Genomic DNA, 16,774 nt, shown 5'->3' with positions numbered 1-16,774 from the left:
CGCTCAGAGGGCTGGAAGTATGCGGCCGGTCGCCCGGGCAGGGCCAGAGCCGGCACCTGCCGGCGGGTGAACGCCGCCCGAAGCTGAACAGGCTCGACATGCGGCGCACACGGGGGTTATGGCTAACTAGCGCCCCGGATAGACGACGGATCGATGCGTGAAAAAGGCAGGACGATGGGGGCTGGCGCTGCTGATGCTGCTGGCGGCGCTGTGGATCACCGGTTTGCTGGCCTATCAGCTGCCGGGTCCGGGCTGGTTGCGGTATCTGCTGGTTGCCCTGTGGGTGGTGTTCGCCGTCACCGGTGCGGTGGGCGTGGCGCGTGCGCGCGCCGGGCGCTGGCCGGGCGTGCTGTATGGCGTGGCGCTGGTGCTCTCGGGCATCTGGTGGCTGTTGCTGACCCCGCGGCAGGACCGTGTCTGGGCCGATGATGTCGCGCAGCGGCTGAAGGTAGTCGAGGTCGATGGATCCCGGGTGGTCCTGGACAACGTCCGCGACTTTACCTGGCGCACCGAGACCGACTACGACGCGCGCTGGATACGGCGCGAATACAACCTGGACCAGCTGCGCTCCGCCGATCTGATCATGTCCTACTGGATGGGCCCGGCGATCGCGCACACGCTGATCTCCTTCGGCTTCGACGATGGCCGCTACCTGGTGTTCTCGCTGGAGATCCGCAAGGAGCGCGGCGAGTCGTTCTCGGCGCTCGGCGGATTCTTCCGCAAGTTCGAAATGACCCTGGTTGCCTCGGAGGAATCCGACATCGTGCGCACGCGTACCAACGCGCGGGGCGAAGACGTGTATCTGTACCGCCTGCACGGCATGACCCATGAGCAGCTCAAGGGCTTGTTCCTGTCCTACCTGGGCGAGGCCCGCAAGCTCGATGCCGCGCCGGCGTTCTACAACACGCTGACCAGCAACTGCACCACCATCGTGTACGAACTGGCCAAGCAGATCGCGCCGGGCCTGCCGATGGATTACCGGCTGCTGGCCTCGGGCTATTTCGCCGAATACGCGCGGGATCTGGGGGTGCTCACGCCGGGCGTACCGTTCGAGACCTTGAAAGCGCGCGGGCGGATTACCGATCGTGCACGCGCCAGCAGCGAGACCGATGATTTCTCACAGGTGATCCGCCGGGGCGTCCCGGGGGCAGAGCAGGGAAGCGTTCCATGATGTCTGCATTGAAGTTGTTCCCGCACCGCATGTTGCCGATGCTGGCCGTGGTGCTCTCGCTGCTGCTCTCCAGCGGCTGTGCGATGGTCACCATGAAGCAGGTGGCGCCGACCGACTACCTCGCCAACAAGCGCGGTGACGTGCTGACCTCGGGCAAGCTCAGTGCTGCCTCGCAGGAGACGCTCAGCGTGATCGGGATGGACGTGGCGCAGTGCGAGAAGGACGTGGCCGCCTGCCAGAAGACGCTGGGACACACCGACGTGCTGCCCGAAGAGCAGCGCCTGTCCGCGCAGTCCGAGCTGTGGGTGAAGACGGCGCTGGCGCTGACCCCCAAGCCCAAGGACCGCGAAAAGACACCGATGTCCGATGCGGCGCTCGACGCCTGGCTGGAAGCGGCACGCTATGCCTATGCGTACCTGTTCTTCAGCGGCCGCACCCCCTCCGACCGCGCTTTCGAAGATCGCCAGACCCAGGTCCGCGATTACTACAACTACGCCGCCGAACAGACCGCCTCGGTGGTGTTCAAACGCAGCCGCGAGAGCGCGCTGGAAGGCGAGGATTACAACGCGGCCGTGGCGGGTGAGCGCTGGACGCTGACCTCCGATTTCGACGAGCTGCGGATGCAGACGATCCCGACCCGGATGGTGTCCGCCTCGGCGCTGAGCTTCGCCGGCCTGCGCAGCACCTATCGCCGTGATGGTTTCGGTGCCGAGCTGGTGGTGATCATGGACCCGCCCAAGCTGGTGGCCCCCGCCGATGGCGAGAAGGTCGAGATTCCGCAGTACAGCGAAATGTCGGCGATCAATGCCACCGCGCTGCTGCGCTTCAAGGGCGACACCCTGCAGCAGGTGCTGGATACCACCCAGGTGTTGTTCGATGTGTACTCGCCCGAGTCCACCGAGAGCGTGGACCTGCACGGTGAGAAGGTGCCGCTGGCCGGCAACTTCACCGCGGCCTACGGCATGTGGCTGGCGCAGTCCGGCTTTGCCACCCAGTCGCTGCGCACGCTGTTCGGCCTGAGCGAAGGCATCGGCGCGCCGCACATGTACCTGATGCAGCCATGGGATCCCAACCGCCGCATCATCTTCATGCTGCACGGCCTGGGCAGCAGCCCGGAAGCGTGGGTGAACGTGGCCAACGAGATCATGGGCGATCCCGAACTGCGCCGGCATTTCCAGGTCTGGCAGGTGTATTACCCGACCAACGCCCCGATCGCGCTCAACCGCTATGAGATCAACCAGGCCTTCAACAACACGCTCAAACACTTCGACCCGACCGGCAGCACGCCGGCTTCCAAGGACATGGTGTTCATCGGCCACAGCATGGGCGGTGTGCTCGCGCGCCTGCTGGTGACCTCCTCCGGTGATGTGCTGTGGAACGATCTGCTGGCCAACTACGACCTCAAGGGCGAGCGCCTGAAGCGGGTGGAAACCAAGCTGGGGCCGCTGCTGCATTTCACCGCCGAACCGAACGTGGAGCGGGCGATCTTCATCGCCGCCCCGCACAAGGGCACGGATATCGCGGGCAATCGGGTAGGACGCCTGATCGGCCGGCTGGTGCGGCTGCCGATCACCCTGCTGGGCAAGTTCGAGGATGTGTTCGTGACCCTGCAGGAATCCGAATCGGCCAACAGCACGACCAAGCTGCAGATCCCCAACAGCATCGACAACCTCAAGGCCAGCGATCCGTTCGTGAAAGCGGCCGGCGCGCTGCCGATCACGCCGGGGCTGAAGTACCACTCGATCATCGCCCAGCGCAAACCGGAGGTGCCGCTGCTGCAGTCCGATGATGGCCTGGTGCCGTACTGGAGCGCGCATCTGGATGGCGCGGTATCGGAGAAGGTGATCATCTCCGGGCACAGCGTGCAGGAAACCCCGCAGGCCGTGCTGGAGATCCGCCGCATCCTGCGAGAGGATCTGAAAGAAGTCGGCGACACGCACCCGTAAGGGGCGTGTCCCGCTGAGGGTCAGATGCGCCGTGCGACGACGACGCTCAACAGCGCCAGCACCAGCATGATCGCGAAGGTCAGCAGGTAGCCCAGCACCTCGCGGCCGTCCAGGAACAGCGCGAACAAGGAACCGGAGATCGCCAGGGTGGTCGCCACGCCCAGCGCCTCGCTGAGTTGCAGAGCCGAAGTGTTGGCACCCTGGTGCTCAGGCGCGGACAGCGACAGTGTCAGCACCGAGAGGCTGGGATAGATCAACCCCATGCCCAGCCCGGTCAGCACCCAGCCCACCATCGCCGACCACAACGGGATGCCCGGCTGGATCGCCAGCGAGGTGGCCAGGATCCCCGCGCACATCAGCAGCGCGCCAGACAGCAGCAACTGGCGGCGGGACCAGCCACGCTGCTGGTGGCCCTGCAGCCACGAGCCGGAGAACCAGCCCAGCGCGCCCAGGCTCAATGCCACACCGGCCCATACCGGCGTCAAACCACGCTCGCGCTGCAGCAGCAGGGGCAGGAACGCTTCGCACCCGAAGAACGCCGATGCGGCGATGCCGCGCAGCGCGATCACGCTGGGCAGGCCGCGGCGCAGCGTCAACGTGCCGGTCGGCAGCAGCGTCCAGCTGCACAGCGCGAGCAGCGCGAGTGCGGGCGCCAGCCAGGCCACCGCCTGCCATCCCTGCTGCTGGCCGCCGATGTAGAGCGCCAGCGCGCCCAGGGACGCACCTACGGCCCAGGGCACCACGTTGCGGCCGGTGCTGCCTGCAGGCGCGACGCCGACCTGGCGCAGGGCGGGACGCAGCAGCAACGCCGCCGGGATCGCCAGCAGCGGCACGATCAGGAACACCCAGCGCCAGCCCAGGTGCTGCAGGATCAGGCCGCTGATGCTGGGGCCGATCAACGAGGGCACCACCCACCCCGCGGAGAACGCGGCGAACACGCGCGGCCGCATGGGCTTGGGGAAGGATCGGCCGACCAGCACATACAGCGCCACCGAGATCGCGCCCGCACCCAGGCCCTGCATCAACCGGCCGAGCACCAGCACCGGCATGTGCTGGGCGAAGCCTGCCACCAGCAGGCCGGCCAGGAAGCAGGCCAGACCCAGCCACAGCGGCCGCGCCGGGCCACGCTGATCACTCCAGCGCCCGGACAGCGTCATCCCGATCACGCTGGTGGCCAGGGTGCCGCCGAATGCCAGGGCATACAGGCGCAGTCCGTCCAGGTCATGGGCGACGGTCGGCATCGCTGCGGCCACGGCCAGCGCCTCGAAGGCATGCAGTGAGACCAGCGCGACCATGCCGATCGTGGTGGCGCGATAAGGGGGCGACAGGATCGAGGGGATCGGGGCATCGACCACCGGAACGGCGGCGGGCGGCGGAGCAGCATCAACGGACATGCGGGTTCCAGACATCAAAGGGGAGGCCGGGCTTGCAGTGCAGCGCAGCGGCGGGCAGGATGCCACCTGAACCAAGGTTGAGGTCAAGCAGTGATCGCGCAGGAACTGAGTGTAGGCGACGTGGCCAAGCGGAGCGGTGTGGCGGTATCGGCGTTGCACTTCTACGAGCGCAAGGGCCTGATCCGCAGCCTGCGTACTGCTGGCAACCAGCGCCGTTTCGCGCGCGATGTGCTGCGAAGGCTGGCCGTGATCCGAGTCGCCCAGCGGGTGGGGATGCCGCTGGAAGCAGTCGCGTCCGCGTTTGCCGCGTTGCCGGAAAACAAGACGCCGACCAAGGCCGAGTGGGCGAAGATGTCGGCGCTGTGGCGCAGCGAGCTGGACCAGCGCATCGAGCAGTTGCTGCTGCTGCGCGACCAGCTCACCGACTGCATCGGCTGCGGGTGCCTGTCGTTGAAGCGCTGCCGCCTGACCAACCCCGGCGATGCGCTGGGCGACCAAGGCGACGGCCCCCGCCGCTGGGAGTAGTGCCGGCCGCTGGCCGGCTCGCCCTCACCAGACGGTAAAGATCTGTCCGCTCTGTATGCCTTCCACGCTGCGCTGGTAGGCCAGCGACGCGCGCTGCGCCGTCACCGCTTCGAAGCCCGGGAAGTAGGCACCGTAATCGTCCATCGATTCGGCCAGCACGTTCGGGCTGACGGCATTGATGCGCAGCCCGCGCGGCAGCAGCTCGCAGGCCGCGGCGCGCACGAAGCCTTCCAGTGCGGCATTGGATGCCATGGCGTTGGCGCCATCGCGGATCGGCTGGGCGCTGATGATGCCGCTGGTCAACGTGATCGAGCCGCCGATGTTCACGTGATGCTGCGCGGCCAGGCTCAACCGCACCTGGCCGAGCAGTTTGTCCTGCAGGCCGAGGTTGAAGTCGGCCGGCCGCATCTGGGCCAGTGGACCGAAGTGCACCTGCCCGGTGGTAGCGATCACAGCATCGACCTTGCCCACCTTGGCGAACAGCGCGTCCACGCTGGCATCGTCGGTCAGATCAACCTGCACATCGCCACCGTGGCGGCCCGCACGGATGAGTTCATGGTGTACACCGAGCGTGCTGGCGACGGCCTGGCCCAAGGTGCCGCTGGCACCGACAAGCAGGATCTTCATATGCATGTCTCCCGTAAACGTAGGGGTAGCGCCACGCCGTGCGTGGCTGCGTCTGGCCGTCAATCATTCGCTGCCGACAATGCCTGCCCACGCGTGGTCGCCGCGTCGATCGCGCGTGACACGATGGCCTCGAAACCGTCAGCCTGGAAGCTCTCGATCGCCGCCTGGGTGGTGCCGTTCGGCGAGGTCACGCGGCGACGCAGTTCGGCCGGGGCTTCGCCGGATTCATCGAGCATCCGCGAGGCACCGAGCAGCGTTTGCACCACCAGCGTGCGGGCGGCCTCGGCAGGCAGGCCCTGCGCAATGCCGGCCGCTTCCATCGCTTCGGCCAACAGGAACACATAGGCCGGGCCACTGCCGGAGACCGCGGTGACGGCATCCATGCGCGCTTCGTCCTCGATCCACACGGTGCGCCCGGCACTGGCCAGCACGGTATCGGCCTGCGCGCGCTGCGCGGCGCCCACCCCGGCGGTGGCGAACAGCCCGGTCACACCGGCGCCGAGCAGAGCCGGCGTATTGGGCATCGCACGGACCACGGCCTGGCCACCGCCCAGCCAGCGGTCCAGCTGGCCGCTGGTGATGCCGGCCGCGATGGAGACCACCAGCGGCTGTTTGCCTTGGGCGATATCGGTCAGCGAGGCGCAGACATCGCGCAGCACCTGCGGCTTTACCGCCAGCACCCAGACCGTGCCCTGCGCGGCGGCTTCGGTCGCGCTGGCGTAGGTCTTGACGCCGAACTCAGCCGTCAACTGCTCACGCAGTTCAGTGACCGGCTCGGCGACATGGAGGCTGGCCGGGGCCACGCCCTGCCGGACCAGGCCGGCGATCAGGCTGCGGGCCATGTTGCCGCCGCCGATGAAGGTGATGGGGGACGTGCTCATGAACTCTCCTTGGAACGGGCGGGGCGCTCAGACCGGTCGCGGGCGTGCGCCAAACAGTGCGGTGCCGATGCGGACCATGGTGGCGCCATGGGCGATGGCCTCAGGGTAATCGCTGCTCATGCCCATCGACAGCGTATCCGCCTGCGGATGCGCTGCGGCCAGCGCGGCGAACAGCGCGGCCATGCGGGTGAAGGCGGCCTGGCGACACGCGGCGTCCGGCCAGGGCGCCGGGATCGCCATTAGCCCGCGCAGGCGCAGCTGCGGCGCCGCAGCGATGGCGGCCGCGAGCGCGTCGATGTCCTCCGGCGCGCAACCGTGCTTGCTGTCCTCGTCATCGATGTTGACCTGGATCAGCACGTTCAGCGGCGGCTGGCCGGGCGGGCGGTGCGCGGCCAGTGCGGTGACGAGCTTGGGCCGGTCCACGCTCTGCACCCAGTCGAAATGGCGGGCGGCCAGCTCGGCCTTGTTGGACTGCAGATGGCCGATCAGGTGCCACTCCAGGCCCAGCGGTGCCAGTGCCTCGATCTTGGCCACCGCCTCCTGCACGTAGTTCTCCCCGAAAGCCCGCTGGCCCTGCGCGGCCAAGGCCTGCACGGCGTCGGCAGGCTGGGTCTTGGAGACCGCCAGCAGGACCGGATCTGGCCGTCCGGCGGCGGCCGCCGCGTTGTGCAGGTTCGTCAGGATGGCGGGCAGGGGGTGGGTGGTCACGGCGGGTCCGGTGGATCAGGGGCTGGAGCGTATTGTGCACATCTCGCTCTATACTGCCGCCCGGGGAAAGAACCTTCCAGTCGCAGCAGTCATGGGGAGTAGCAGCGCATGGATATCGCCGAGCTGTTGGCGTTTTCTGTAAAGAACAAAGCGTCGGATCTTCATCTATCGGCCGGCTTGCCGCCGATGATCCGCGTCGACGGCGATGTCCGTCGCATCAATATTCCGGCCTTGGACCACAAGCAGGTCCACGCGCTGGTGTACGACATCATGTCGGACAAGCAGCGCCGCGATTATGAGGAATTCCTCGAGGTCGATTTCTCGTTCGAGATTCCCTCGCTGGCGCGCTTCCGAGTCAACGCCTTCAACCAGAACCGTGGCGCGGGTGCGGTGTTCCGTACCATTCCCTCGGAAGTGCTCACGCTGGAAGACCTCGCCTGCCCGCCGATCTTCCGTGAGTTGATCGATCAGCCGCAGGGCCTGATCCTGGTCACTGGCCCGACCGGTTCGGGCAAGTCGACCACGCTGGCGGCGATGATCGATCACATCAACAAAAACGAATACGGCCACATCCTCACCGTCGAGGACCCGATCGAATTCGTGCACACCTCGCAGAAGTGCCTGATCAACCAGCGCGAAGTACACCGCGACACGCACGGCTTCAACGAAGCGCTGCGCTCGGCCCTGCGTGAGGATCCGGATATCATCCTGGTCGGCGAACTGCGCGATCTGGAAACGATCCGTCTGGCGCTGACTGCTGCGGAAACCGGCCACCTGGTGTTCGGCACGCTGCACACCAGCTCGGCCGCCAAGACCATCGACCGCATCATCGACGTGTTCCCCGCCGGCGAAAAGCCGATGGTGCGCTCGATGCTGTCCGAGTCGCTGCGCGCGGTGATCTCGCAGGCGCTGCTGAAGAAGGTGGGTGGTGGGCGTACGGCCGCCTGGGAAATCATGGTCGGCACCCCGGCCATCCGCAACCTGATCCGCGAGGACAAGGTCGCGCAGATGTACTCGGCGATCCAGACCGGCCAGCAGCTGGGCATGATGACCCTGGACCAGCATCTGCAGGACCTGGTCAAGCGCAGCCTGATCACCCGCAACCAGGCGCGCGAGTACGCCAAGGACAAGCGGATTTTCGAATAGTGGTAGTGCCGGCCGCTGGCCGGCTCCTGAAAACCTTCGGAGTACACCGCGATGAGCACCACCACCATCGACTTCACCTCGTTCCTCAAGCTGATGGCACACCAGAAGGCGTCGGACCTGTTCATCACCGCGGGCATGCCGCCGGCGATCAAGGTCAACGGCAAGATTTCACCGATCACCCAGACGCCGCTGACGCCGCAGCAGAGCCGCGATCTGGTGTTGAACGTGATGACGCCGGCGCAGCGCGAAGAGTTCGAGAAGACCCACGAGTGCAATTTCGCCATCGGCCTGTCCGGTGTCGGACGCTTCCGCGTGAGCTGCTTCTACCAGCGCAACCAGGTCGGCATGGTGCTGCGCCGGATCGAGACGCGCATTCCCACCGTGGAAGAGCTGAGCCTGCCGCCGATCATCAAGACGCTGGCGATGACCAAGCGCGGCATCATCCTGTTCGTGGGCGCGACCGGTACCGGCAAGTCCACCTCGCTGGCGGCGATGATCGGCTACCGCAACCACAATTCGACCGGCCATATCATCACCATCGAAGACCCGATCGAGTTCGTGCACAAGCACGAGGGCTGCATCATCACCCAGCGCGAAGTGGGTATCGATACCGACAGCTGGGAAGCGGCGCTGAAGAACACCCTGCGCCAGGCGCCGGATGTGATCATGATCGGCGAGGTGCGCACCCGCGAGGGCATGGACCACGCCATCGCCTTCGCCGAAACCGGTCACCTGGTGCTGTGCACGCTGCACGCCAACAATGCCAACCAGGCGATGGACCGCATCATCAACTTCTTCCCCGAAGACCGCCGCAACCAGCTGCTGATGGATCTGTCGCTGAACCTCAAGGGCGTGGTCGCGCAGCAGCTGATTCCCTCGCCGGATGGCAAGTCGCGCAAGGTCGCGATGGAGATCATGCTGGGCACGCCGCTGGTGCAGGATTACATCCGCGACGGCGAAATCCACAAGCTCAAGGAAGTCATGAAGGACTCGGTGCAGTTGGGCATGCGGACCTTCGATCAGAGCCTGTTCGAGTTGTACCAGGCCGGCGAGATCAGCTACGAAGATGCGCTGCGTTACGCGGATTCGCAGAACGAAGTGCGCCTGCGCATCAAGCTCTCGCAGGGCGGCGATGCGCGCACGCTGTCGCAGGGGCTGGACGGGGTGGAGATTTCGGAAGTCCGCTGAGCAACGGAGTTCCGCAGAACGTCCGCGGGCCGCAAAAACCTTGCGGCCCGCTTCATTTCAGCAGCGCATTGCGCTGGCTTGTACGTAAGTCAAGGAAGGATTTCGGTGGCACAGGAAACGGCGACACCTTCGTTGGCTATGGCTTGCTGGGCCGCGCCTGCGCGGTGTTGCTCGCCGTCGCTGCGTCGACAATGTTCGGTGCACTGTTCGGTAAGCTGATGGGCACGGTCGCGATGCTGTTTGTCTTCCTGGGCTATGTGGCGATCCTGGCACCCCGGTTGGTGCTGCAGTCACGTCAGCGAAACGGCGGTGCGGTGGCCTTCGTGCTGGCGTATCAGTATCTGGAGCTGGGTCTGCTACTGGTGATCGTCATCGGCGGCATGGCCTGGGTGGTGCCACGCTTGTTGGCGTGATCTCCACGGCCGTACGAACGGCGTTGGGACACCGCATTGATTAGCCACGCTCATCACCGACAGCACCCGGCGCTATCCAATTCCCCCTGCCGACAGGGCTATCGTGGCTATCCCCCATGAGGCCGGCTTACCGGCAGGAGGACCACCATGCAGACACGTGAACTGGGCCGCAGCGGCCTGCGGGTTTCCGCCCTCGGGTTGGGCTGCATGGGGTTGAGCTACGGCTATGGCCCGGCCACCGACCGCACCGAGGCGATCGCCCTGCTGCGCGCCGCCGTCGAGCAGGGCGTGACCTTCTTCGATACGGCCGAAGCCTACGGACCCTTCTTCAACGAGGAACTGCTCGGCGAGGCCTTGGCACCGGTCCGCGACCAGCTGGTGATCGCCACCAAGTTCGGTTTCAAGGACGGCCATGCCGATGCGGGCCTCGATAGCCGCCCCGAGCGCATCCGTGCGGTGGCCGAGGCCAGCCTGGCGCGCCTGAAGACCGACCGCATCGATCTGTTCTACCAGCACCGTGTCGACCCGAACGTGCCGATCGAGGACGTGGCCGGTACGGTCAAGGACCTGATCGCCGATGGCAAGGTGAAGCATTTCGGGTTGTCCGAAGCCGGTGTCGACATCATCCGCCGCGCGCATGCCGTGCAGCCGGTGGCGGCGCTGCAGAGCGAGTACTCGCTGTGGTGGCGCGAGCCGGAGCAGGCGGTACTGCCGGTGCTGGAAGAACTGGGTGTCGGCTTCGTGCCGTTCAGCCCGCTCGGCAAGGGCTTCCTGACCGGTGCGATCAACGTGGATACGCAGTTCGCTGCCGATGACTTCCGCAACAGCGTGCCGCGGTTTGCAGCCGAAGCCCGCCAGGCCAATCAGGCGTTGGTGGATCGCATCAGCGCGATTGCCGCCGACAAGGGGGCAACAACGGCCCAGATCGCCTTGGCCTGGCTGCTGGCGCGCAAGCCGTGGATCGTGCCGATTCCCGGTACGAGCAAGCTGCACCGCCTGAAGGAAAATCTGGGCGCGGTGGCCGTGGTGTTGAGTGATGCAGAGCTGCAGCAGATCGGTGCGGCGCTGGACAGCGTCGCCATCGTCGGCGATCGCTACAACGCCGAGCGGCAGAAGCTGGTCGCGCGCTGAGCGGGGCGGTGGTGCGCACGACCAACGGTCGTGCGCTACCGGTTTGATTCACCCGCGAATGAACGCCAGCAGATCCGCGTTGATCACGTCCGCATGCGTCGTACACATGCCATGCGGAAAGCCTTTGTAGACCTTCAACGTCCCGTGCTTGAGGAGCTTGATCGCCAGCTCCGCCGAATCGGCGATCGGCACGATCTGATCATCATCGCCATGCATCACGAGCACCGGTACGTCGATCTTTTTCAGGTCGTCGGTGAAGTCGGTTTCCGAGAAGGCCTTGATGCAGTCGTAGTGCGCGTTGATCGCGCCCATCATGCCTTGCCGCCACCAGTTGTCCACGATGCCCTGCTGCGGGGGCGTGCCCTCGCGGTTGAAGCCGTAGAAGGGGATCGGCACGTCGCGGTAGAACGCCGCACGGCCCGCGACCAGTGCCTGGCGGAAGCCATCGAAGACCTCCTTCGGCGTGCCGCCCGGGTTGGCCTCGCTTTTGACCATGATCGGCGGCACCGCGCCGATCAGCACCGCCTTGGCCACGCGCCCGGGTTTGGCCTGCGCCACGTAATGGGCGACTTCGCCACCGCCGGTGGAATGGCCGATGTGGATCGCATCGCGCAGGTCCAGGTGATCTGCCAGTGCATTGACGTCGGCGGCGTAGGTGTCCATCTCATGCCCGCCGCTGGTCTGCGAGGAGCGGCCATGGCCGCGGCGGTCGTGCGCGATCACGCGGTAGCCCTGCAGCAGGAAGAACTGCAGCTGGGTGTCCCAGTCGTCGGCGCTGAGCGGCCAGCCGTGATGGAACACGAGGGGCTGACCCTTGCCCCAGTCTTTGTAGAAGATCTCGGTCTTGTCGGCGGTGGTGACGTAGGGCATGGCTCGGAACTCCTGAGGGAGGGAGGGGCACAGCGGGGTACCTGTGCATGCTGCGTCTAGAGGGTGTTCAGCCGGGATGAAAAGCAGATGTCGGTTTGGCGTCCCGGGCGACCAGACGGGGGGCCTGAATCGATCTCCCCAGCATCTGTCACGCCGATCGTGTCTAATACCGCTCCCCACGTCACACCCCCCACCTTCATGTCCCTTGATTCCCATGGCCCGGCGCCGTGCGACGACGCTGACGGCCACCTGGTCACCGCAGGCCCGCTGACCCCGCCACCGGACAGTGCCGGCACCGTGGCCGACGAGAAGGCGCTGCGCCATTCGGTGGCCGAGGACGTGCAGGGCATGGTCCTGGCGACCCTGGTCGCCTCGCTCGGCCTGGCGATCTTCGCCAAGGGTGGGCTGATGATCGGCGGCATGGCCGGGCTGGCCTTCCTGGCCCACTACACCTTCGGCTGGAACTTCGGCCTGGTGTTCGTCCTGGTCAACCTGCCGTTTTACTGGGTGGCCGTGCGCCGCATGGGCTGGGAATTCACCCTGAAGACCTTCGCGGCGGTCACTGCGTGCGGCGTGCTGACCGACCTGCTGCCGCGCTGGGCCGATTTCGCCCATATGAGCTCGCTGTACTCGGCCATCGTTGGCGGGGCGCTGGCCGGCCTGGGCATCCTGTTCTACATCCGCCACCGCGCCAGCCTGGGCGGCATCGGCATCCTGGCGGTGTACCTGCAGCGCACCCGCGGCTGGAGCGCCGGCAAGGTGCAGATGTCGTTCGACACGCTGCTGATGTGCGTGGCGTTCTCGGTGCTGTCCCCATCCAAGGTGATGTACTCAGCGATCGGTGCGGTGGTGCTCAGCCTGGTGCTGATGTTCAACCACCGCCCGGGCCGCTACATGGGCGTCTGACGCCTGTTACTCACCCAGCGGTGGCACCGGCACGACGGTCACGCCGGAGACCCAGCGGCGGCTGCGCAGGTCCAATGTGGCCACTTGTTCACCCGGGCCGCGGTACAGCCACAGCTGGCAGCACAGGGCATGGTCGCCGGCGTAGCTGCTGCGCAGGGCGATGAGCGTGGCGCTGTAGCACTGCTTCCCCGAGCGGATCACGGTGTCGGCGGCGGTATCGAAGGTGTAGCTGCCGGCGCCGCGCCACGGCCAGATGTCGGCCTCGCCCGGATCGGTGCCGGGTGGCACCGGGCAACGCCCCTGCTCGTCGCCGAAGTGCGCGACGCCGTCGCCATCGACGGTCAGCGTGGCCAGCAGGCGGTCGATGTGCTTGAGCAGGCGCCGGTCGGCCGCGATTGCGGTGGCGTTCGCGTCCAGCGGTTCGCCGTCGACATGTATCACTGGATCGGCCAGCCGATGCTCGCGGCCATAGCGCACCTTCAACTGCACCGTGGGGCTGCGCTCGCGTGGGTCGGCGGACAACGGCCGGTTGAGCAGCAGGGTATCGCCGTAGTAGTCGCCATCGCGATAGGCGATGTAGCTGACCCCGTCGATGCGCAGCCAGTACAGGCCCTGATCGCTGCCACGCCCGCTGAGGCCGTACTGGCCCTGCGCCCAGGGACGTTGCGGATCCAAAGAGGTCGGCACCACGAAGCCGTGCTGCGGATCCCGCCGCAGCATGTCCACCTGCGTGTACAGGCCGGTGCCGCCGCTGTAGGCGCTCTGCACCAGGTCACGCTGGCCGTCGCCATCCAGATCGAGCAGGGAAAGCGACAGCTCGCCCATCTCCACCGGCACGGTGTGCTGGGCATCGGTCTGGCGCAGGTAGCGGGTCACCGCGTCCCAGTCCGCCGGGGTGACGTTGGCTGGGCGCACCAGCGCGGGCAACGGCGCATCACTGTCGCCGGCCACCGGGATCTGCAGGTCGATGCCGGTCTCGTCGCGGTAGCGGGCCAGCACGGTATCGATCGGGGCCGGGTCGTCGGCCGGCACTGCGGCGATCTCCGCGCGCAGGCGCTCCAGCACGCCCTCCAGATCGCTGGCGTCCGCCAGCGGGGGCAGGCTCAGGGCAGCGAGCAGCGCAGCCCGCACGACGGGGTGCGTCACGTCCGGCGCCAGGCAGGCTTGAGGGCGTCGATACGCTTGAACACCGGGCAGTCCGGGCGGTGCGCGCCGGGCAGGTAGCCCAGGCTCATCAGGAACTCGCCGGTGATCTCCCCGCCGGTGAAACGGAAGGTCTTCTTGAACAGCTTCACCCAGGCCGCCTTGTCCAGCGGATGGTGGGCATCCAGCCAGCGGGCGAAACTGCCGTGGCTGGCCCGCAGCTGCTGGATCACCTGGGCGTTGTGGACCGCCGCGTGCACCTTGAGCCGGTTGCGGATGATCCTCGCATCGTTGAGCAGGCGCTCGATGTCGCGCTCGCCATAGGCAGCCACCGTGTCCACGTCGAAACCGTCGTAGGCGGCGCGGAAGCCCTCACGCTTCTTCAGGATGGTTTCCCAGCTCAGGCCGGCCTGGTTGATCTCCAGGATCAGGCGCTCGAACAGTTCGCGCTCCTCGCGCTGCGGGAAGCCGTACTCGTGGTCATGGTAGTGGCCGTGGACCGGATGGCCGGGGGCGATGAGGCAGTAACCGGACACGTGCAGCTCCTTGCGATGGCGGATCAGGCGCACGGGCCGGGGCGCGCACGCAGGGCTGCATTATGTCAGCGCGAAAGCGCACATCACGGCCAGCGGCTAGAATGGGGCCATGTCTGAACTGTCCACTTCGCTTGCCCACCATCTGCTGGTCGCGCTGCCGTCGCTGACCGACCCCACCTTTGCCCGTACCGTGGCGCTGATCTGCCAGCACGACGAGAACGGCGCGATGGGTGTGCTGGTCAACCAGCCCTCCGAGTACACCCTCGGCGAGGTGCTGGCCCAGATGGAGATCACGACCACCAGCGACACCCTGCGCAGCCAGGTCGTGCTCAACGGTGGCCCGGTGCACCCCGAGCGCGGCTTCGTGATCCATGACGATGCACGCGACTGGGATTCCAGCCTGGCCGTGGGCGAAGGCGTGTTCCTCACCACCTCGCGCGACATCCTCGAAGCGATGGCCCGTGGCGAAGGCCCGCGCAATGCGCTGGTCACCCTGGGCTGTGCCGGCTGGAGCGAAGGCCAACTGGAAACCGAACTGGCCGAGAACAGCTGGCTGGCCGTGCCGGCTGATGCCGAGCTGCTGTTCAGCACCCCGTTCGACGAGCGCTGGCAGGGCGCGGCCGCGCGTATCGGCGTGGACCTGTTCCGCCTGACCGATTACAGCGGCCATGTCTGAGCCGGCCGCGCCAGCGCCCGCTGCGGCCACGCCGCCTTCCATCCGCCGCGACGGCACCGTGCTCGGTTTCGATGTCGGCTCGCGCCGCATCGGCGTGGCCATCGGCAGCTCGTTCGGCACCCATGCGCGCGCGATCGCGGTCGTCGATGTCCACGGCAACGGCCCGGACTGGACCGCGGTCGAGCGCCTGATCAAAGAGTGGCGCCCGGACGGGCTGGTGGTCGGCGACCCGCTGACCCTGGACGGCCAGGACCAGCCCAACCGCAAGCGTGCGCAGGGCTTTGCCCGCCAGCTGCGGGAACGCTTCAAACTGCCGGTGGTGCTGGTCGACGAGCGCTCCAGCTCGGTCGAGGCCGCACGCCGGTTCGCGGTCGAGCGTGCCGAAGGCCGCAAACGCCGCCGCGATGCCGCTGCACTCGATGCGGTGGCAGCGGCGGTGATCATCGAACGCTGGCTCTCCTCCCCGGATGACGCCACCCCCGTTTCCTGACCCTCAGACCCTGCCCATGACCGCCTCGCAACTCGATTCCGATGGACGCCTGCGCCACCTGCTGACCCTGGAAGGTCTGCCCCGCGAAACCCTGCTGCAGCTGCTCGACCGCGCCGGCCAGATCCGCGATGCGGCCGTTGGCCGGGTCGGCAACAAGCGTCACGTACTCGGCGGCTCGGCGGTCTGCACGCTGTTCTTCGAACCGTCCACGCGCACGCGCAGCTCGTTCCAGCTGGCCGCGCAGCGGCTGGGCGCGGACGTGCTGAACTTCGATGCGTCCACGTCCTCCACCCGCAAGGGCGAGACCGCCTGCGACACGCTGAAGAACCTGGAAGCGATGGGGGTGCGCGGCTTCGTGGTGCGTCATCCCGATGATGGCGCGGTGGCGGCGCTGGCCGCGGCGGCGGGCGAGGGCACGGCCCTGGTCAACGCCGGTGACGGCCGCAGCTCGCACCCGACCCAGGGCCTGCTGGACATGCTGACCCTGCGCCAGGCCAAGGGCAGCGATTTCTCGAAGATGAAGGTCATCATCGTCGGCGACGTGAAGCACTCGCGCGTGGCCCGCACCGACCTGCATGCCCTGCGCACGCTGGGCGTCGGCGAGATCCGCGTGTGCGGCCCGCAGTCGCTGCTGCCGGACGATGACACCCTCAAGGGCTGCATCGTCGGCGATGATTTCGACGCCATGCTGGAAGGCGCCGATGCGCTGATGATGCTGCGTCTGCAGCGCGAGCGCATGGAAGAAGGACTGGTGCCCTCGCTGGAGCAGTACCACGCACAGTACGGCCTGGATGCCACCCGCCTGAAGCGTGCCGGCACCGATGCCGCCGTGCTGCACCCGGGCCCGATCAACCGCGGCGTGGAAGTCACCGACGAGGTGGCCGACGGCCCGCAGTCGTGGGTGCTGCGCCAGGTCGCCAACGGCGTTGCCGTGCGCATGGCGGTGCTGGAAACGTTGTTGGGGTAAGCGCCCGTTCAACACGGTAGGCATCGACCGTTGGTCGATGCGTGCACTTGCTCGTA

At 67.0% G+C, this 16,774-nt stretch carries 18 protein-coding genes; 11 read left to right on the top strand and 7 right to left on the bottom strand.

Annotation, left to right across the window (positions count from 1 at the left end; translation table 11 throughout):
• Positions 1 to 193: 193 nt before the first annotated feature.
• Together AC13F7_RS09640 and AC13F7_RS09635 are read left to right on the top strand one after the other, a co-directional pair.
• Positions 194 to 1,171: an Lnb N-terminal periplasmic domain-containing protein gene (locus tag AC13F7_RS09640; RefSeq protein ID WP_483000151.1), complete on the top strand. Its 978-nt coding sequence runs from the start codon at positions 194 to 196 to the stop codon at positions 1,169 to 1,171.
• Positions 1,168 to 3,117, top strand: a complete 1,950-nt coding sequence (locus AC13F7_RS09635; protein WP_482999983.1) for an esterase/lipase family protein — start codon at positions 1,168 to 1,170, stop codon at positions 3,115 to 3,117. Before AC13F7_RS09640 ends, AC13F7_RS09635 begins: the two co-directional genes overlap by 4 nt.
• 20 nt (positions 3,118 to 3,137) lie before the next feature.
• Here AC13F7_RS09635 and AC13F7_RS09630 read toward each other — a convergent pair whose 3' ends face one another.
• A complete protein-coding gene (locus tag AC13F7_RS09630; RefSeq protein ID WP_482999981.1) occupies positions 3,138 to 4,511 on the bottom strand; it encodes an MFS transporter in 1,374 nt (457 codons plus the stop codon).
• Between the two features lie 90 nt (positions 4,512 to 4,601).
• Between AC13F7_RS09630 and soxR the strand changes: the two genes are divergently transcribed.
• Positions 4,602 to 5,036, top strand: coding sequence for a redox-sensitive transcriptional activator SoxR (soxR, locus tag AC13F7_RS09625; protein WP_482999979.1), 435 nt, complete (start codon positions 4,602 to 4,604; stop codon positions 5,034 to 5,036).
• A gap of 24 nt (positions 5,037 to 5,060) precedes the next feature.
• Here soxR and AC13F7_RS09620 read toward each other — a convergent pair whose 3' ends face one another.
• From AC13F7_RS09620 to AC13F7_RS09610, 3 genes are read right to left on the bottom strand one after another with little or no spacing between them, the layout of a single operon-like run.
• Positions 5,061 to 5,663, bottom strand: a complete 603-nt coding sequence (locus AC13F7_RS09620) for a short chain dehydrogenase (protein WP_482999978.1) — start codon at positions 5,661 to 5,663, stop codon at positions 5,061 to 5,063.
• 59 nt (positions 5,664 to 5,722) lie between these two features.
• Positions 5,723 to 6,544, bottom strand: coding sequence for a pyrroline-5-carboxylate reductase (gene proC, locus AC13F7_RS09615; RefSeq protein ID WP_482999977.1), 822 nt, complete (start codon positions 6,542 to 6,544; stop codon positions 5,723 to 5,725).
• A gap of 27 nt (positions 6,545 to 6,571) precedes the next feature.
• Positions 6,572 to 7,252 (bottom strand): YggS family pyridoxal phosphate-dependent enzyme, encoded by a 681-nt coding sequence (locus tag AC13F7_RS09610; RefSeq protein WP_482999976.1) that lies wholly within the window; start codon positions 7,250 to 7,252, stop codon positions 6,572 to 6,574.
• Positions 7,253 to 7,360: 108 nt separating this feature from the next.
• Between AC13F7_RS09610 and AC13F7_RS09605 the strand changes: the two genes are divergently transcribed.
• The 4 genes from AC13F7_RS09605 to AC13F7_RS09590 all read left to right on the top strand — a co-directional run bounded on the left by AC13F7_RS09605 (position 7,361) and on the right by AC13F7_RS09590 (position 11,130).
• Entirely contained in the window at positions 7,361 to 8,398 is a 1,038-nt protein-coding gene (locus AC13F7_RS09605; protein WP_123728544.1) for a type IV pilus twitching motility protein PilT, read from the top strand.
• Between the two features lie 51 nt (positions 8,399 to 8,449).
• Positions 8,450 to 9,586 (top strand): PilT/PilU family type 4a pilus ATPase, encoded by a 1,137-nt coding sequence (locus tag AC13F7_RS09600; protein WP_121043108.1) that lies wholly within the window; start codon positions 8,450 to 8,452, stop codon positions 9,584 to 9,586.
• A 68-nt stretch (positions 9,587 to 9,654) separates the two neighbouring features.
• The gene (locus AC13F7_RS09595) at positions 9,655 to 9,999 is read left to right on the top strand and encodes a hypothetical protein (RefSeq protein WP_482999975.1); all 345 of its coding nucleotides are present in this window, start codon (positions 9,655 to 9,657) and stop codon (positions 9,997 to 9,999) included.
• Between the two features lie 147 nt (positions 10,000 to 10,146).
• Positions 10,147 to 11,130: an aldo/keto reductase gene (locus AC13F7_RS09590; protein ID WP_482999974.1), complete on the top strand. Its 984-nt coding sequence runs from the start codon at positions 10,147 to 10,149 to the stop codon at positions 11,128 to 11,130.
• A gap of 48 nt (positions 11,131 to 11,178) precedes the next feature.
• Here the strand turns inward: AC13F7_RS09590 and AC13F7_RS09585 are convergent, their stop codons facing one another.
• Positions 11,179 to 12,000: an alpha/beta fold hydrolase gene (locus AC13F7_RS09585; protein WP_482999973.1), complete on the bottom strand. Its 822-nt coding sequence runs from the start codon at positions 11,998 to 12,000 to the stop codon at positions 11,179 to 11,181.
• A 198-nt stretch (positions 12,001 to 12,198) separates the two neighbouring features.
• On the opposite strand from AC13F7_RS09585, the gene AC13F7_RS09580 reads away from it, so the two are divergent.
• Positions 12,199 to 12,906, top strand: coding sequence for a YitT family protein (locus AC13F7_RS09580; protein ID WP_123728550.1), 708 nt, complete (start codon positions 12,199 to 12,201; stop codon positions 12,904 to 12,906).
• Positions 12,907 to 12,912: 6 nt separating this feature from the next.
• Here the strand turns inward: AC13F7_RS09580 and AC13F7_RS09575 are convergent, their stop codons facing one another.
• Both AC13F7_RS09575 and AC13F7_RS09570 read right to left on the bottom strand, forming a co-directional pair.
• The gene (locus AC13F7_RS09575) at positions 12,913 to 14,052 is read right to left on the bottom strand and encodes a hypothetical protein (protein WP_482999972.1); all 1,140 of its coding nucleotides are present in this window, start codon (positions 14,050 to 14,052) and stop codon (positions 12,913 to 12,915) included.
• Positions 14,049 to 14,585 (bottom strand): DNA-3-methyladenine glycosylase I, encoded by a 537-nt coding sequence (locus AC13F7_RS09570; RefSeq protein ID WP_482999971.1) that lies wholly within the window; start codon positions 14,583 to 14,585, stop codon positions 14,049 to 14,051. Before AC13F7_RS09570 ends, AC13F7_RS09575 begins: the two co-directional genes overlap by 4 nt.
• A 109-nt stretch (positions 14,586 to 14,694) precedes the next feature.
• Here AC13F7_RS09570 and AC13F7_RS09565 point away from each other — a divergent pair, with 109 nt between their 5' ends.
• From AC13F7_RS09565 to AC13F7_RS09555, 3 genes are read left to right on the top strand one after another with little or no spacing between them, the layout of a single operon-like run.
• Positions 14,695 to 15,261, top strand: a complete 567-nt coding sequence (locus AC13F7_RS09565) for a YqgE/AlgH family protein (RefSeq protein ID WP_346472585.1) — start codon at positions 14,695 to 14,697, stop codon at positions 15,259 to 15,261.
• Positions 15,254 to 15,751: a Holliday junction resolvase RuvX gene (ruvX, locus tag AC13F7_RS09560; RefSeq protein WP_482999970.1), complete on the top strand. Its 498-nt coding sequence runs from the start codon at positions 15,254 to 15,256 to the stop codon at positions 15,749 to 15,751. Before AC13F7_RS09565 ends, ruvX begins: the two co-directional genes overlap by 8 nt.
• 16 nt (positions 15,752 to 15,767) lie before the next feature.
• Complete coding sequence (locus AC13F7_RS09555; protein WP_019185395.1) at positions 15,768 to 16,718, top strand: aspartate carbamoyltransferase catalytic subunit; 951 nt, start codon at positions 15,768 to 15,770, stop codon at positions 16,716 to 16,718.
• The last annotated feature ends 56 nt before the right edge of the window (positions 16,719 to 16,774 follow it).

Source organism: Stenotrophomonas sp. K-6, assembly GCF_056861555.1.
Note: the sequence above shows the minus strand (reverse complement) of the source record. Positions and strands in the feature narration are given on the sequence as shown.

Coding starts and splice junctions, on each gene's coding strand:
- proC (WP_482999977.1), bottom strand. CDS start 6,544: ATGAGCACGTCCCCCATCACCTTCATCGGCGGCGGCAACATGGCCCGC.
- AC13F7_RS09605 (WP_123728544.1), top strand. CDS start 7,361: ATGGATATCGCCGAGCTGTTGGCGTTTTCTGTAAAGAACAAAGCGTCG.
- AC13F7_RS09565 (WP_346472585.1), top strand. CDS start 14,695: ATGTCTGAACTGTCCACTTCGCTTGCCCACCATCTGCTGGTCGCGCTG.
- ruvX (WP_482999970.1), top strand. CDS start 15,254: ATGTCTGAGCCGGCCGCGCCAGCGCCCGCTGCGGCCACGCCGCCTTCC.
- AC13F7_RS09630 (WP_482999981.1), bottom strand. CDS start 4,511: ATGTCCGTTGATGCTGCTCCGCCGCCCGCCGCCGTTCCGGTGGTCGAT.
- AC13F7_RS09635 (WP_482999983.1), top strand. CDS start 1,168: ATGATGTCTGCATTGAAGTTGTTCCCGCACCGCATGTTGCCGATGCTG.
- AC13F7_RS09640 (WP_483000151.1), top strand. CDS start 194: ATGCTGCTGGCGGCGCTGTGGATCACCGGTTTGCTGGCCTATCAGCTG.
- AC13F7_RS09555 (WP_019185395.1), top strand. CDS start 15,768: ATGACCGCCTCGCAACTCGATTCCGATGGACGCCTGCGCCACCTGCTG.
- AC13F7_RS09600 (WP_121043108.1), top strand. CDS start 8,450: ATGAGCACCACCACCATCGACTTCACCTCGTTCCTCAAGCTGATGGCA.
- AC13F7_RS09580 (WP_123728550.1), top strand. CDS start 12,199: ATGTCCCTTGATTCCCATGGCCCGGCGCCGTGCGACGACGCTGACGGC.
- AC13F7_RS09620 (WP_482999978.1), bottom strand. CDS start 5,663: ATGAAGATCCTGCTTGTCGGTGCCAGCGGCACCTTGGGCCAGGCCGTC.
- AC13F7_RS09590 (WP_482999974.1), top strand. CDS start 10,147: ATGCAGACACGTGAACTGGGCCGCAGCGGCCTGCGGGTTTCCGCCCTC.
- AC13F7_RS09585 (WP_482999973.1), bottom strand. CDS start 12,000: ATGCCCTACGTCACCACCGCCGACAAGACCGAGATCTTCTACAAAGAC.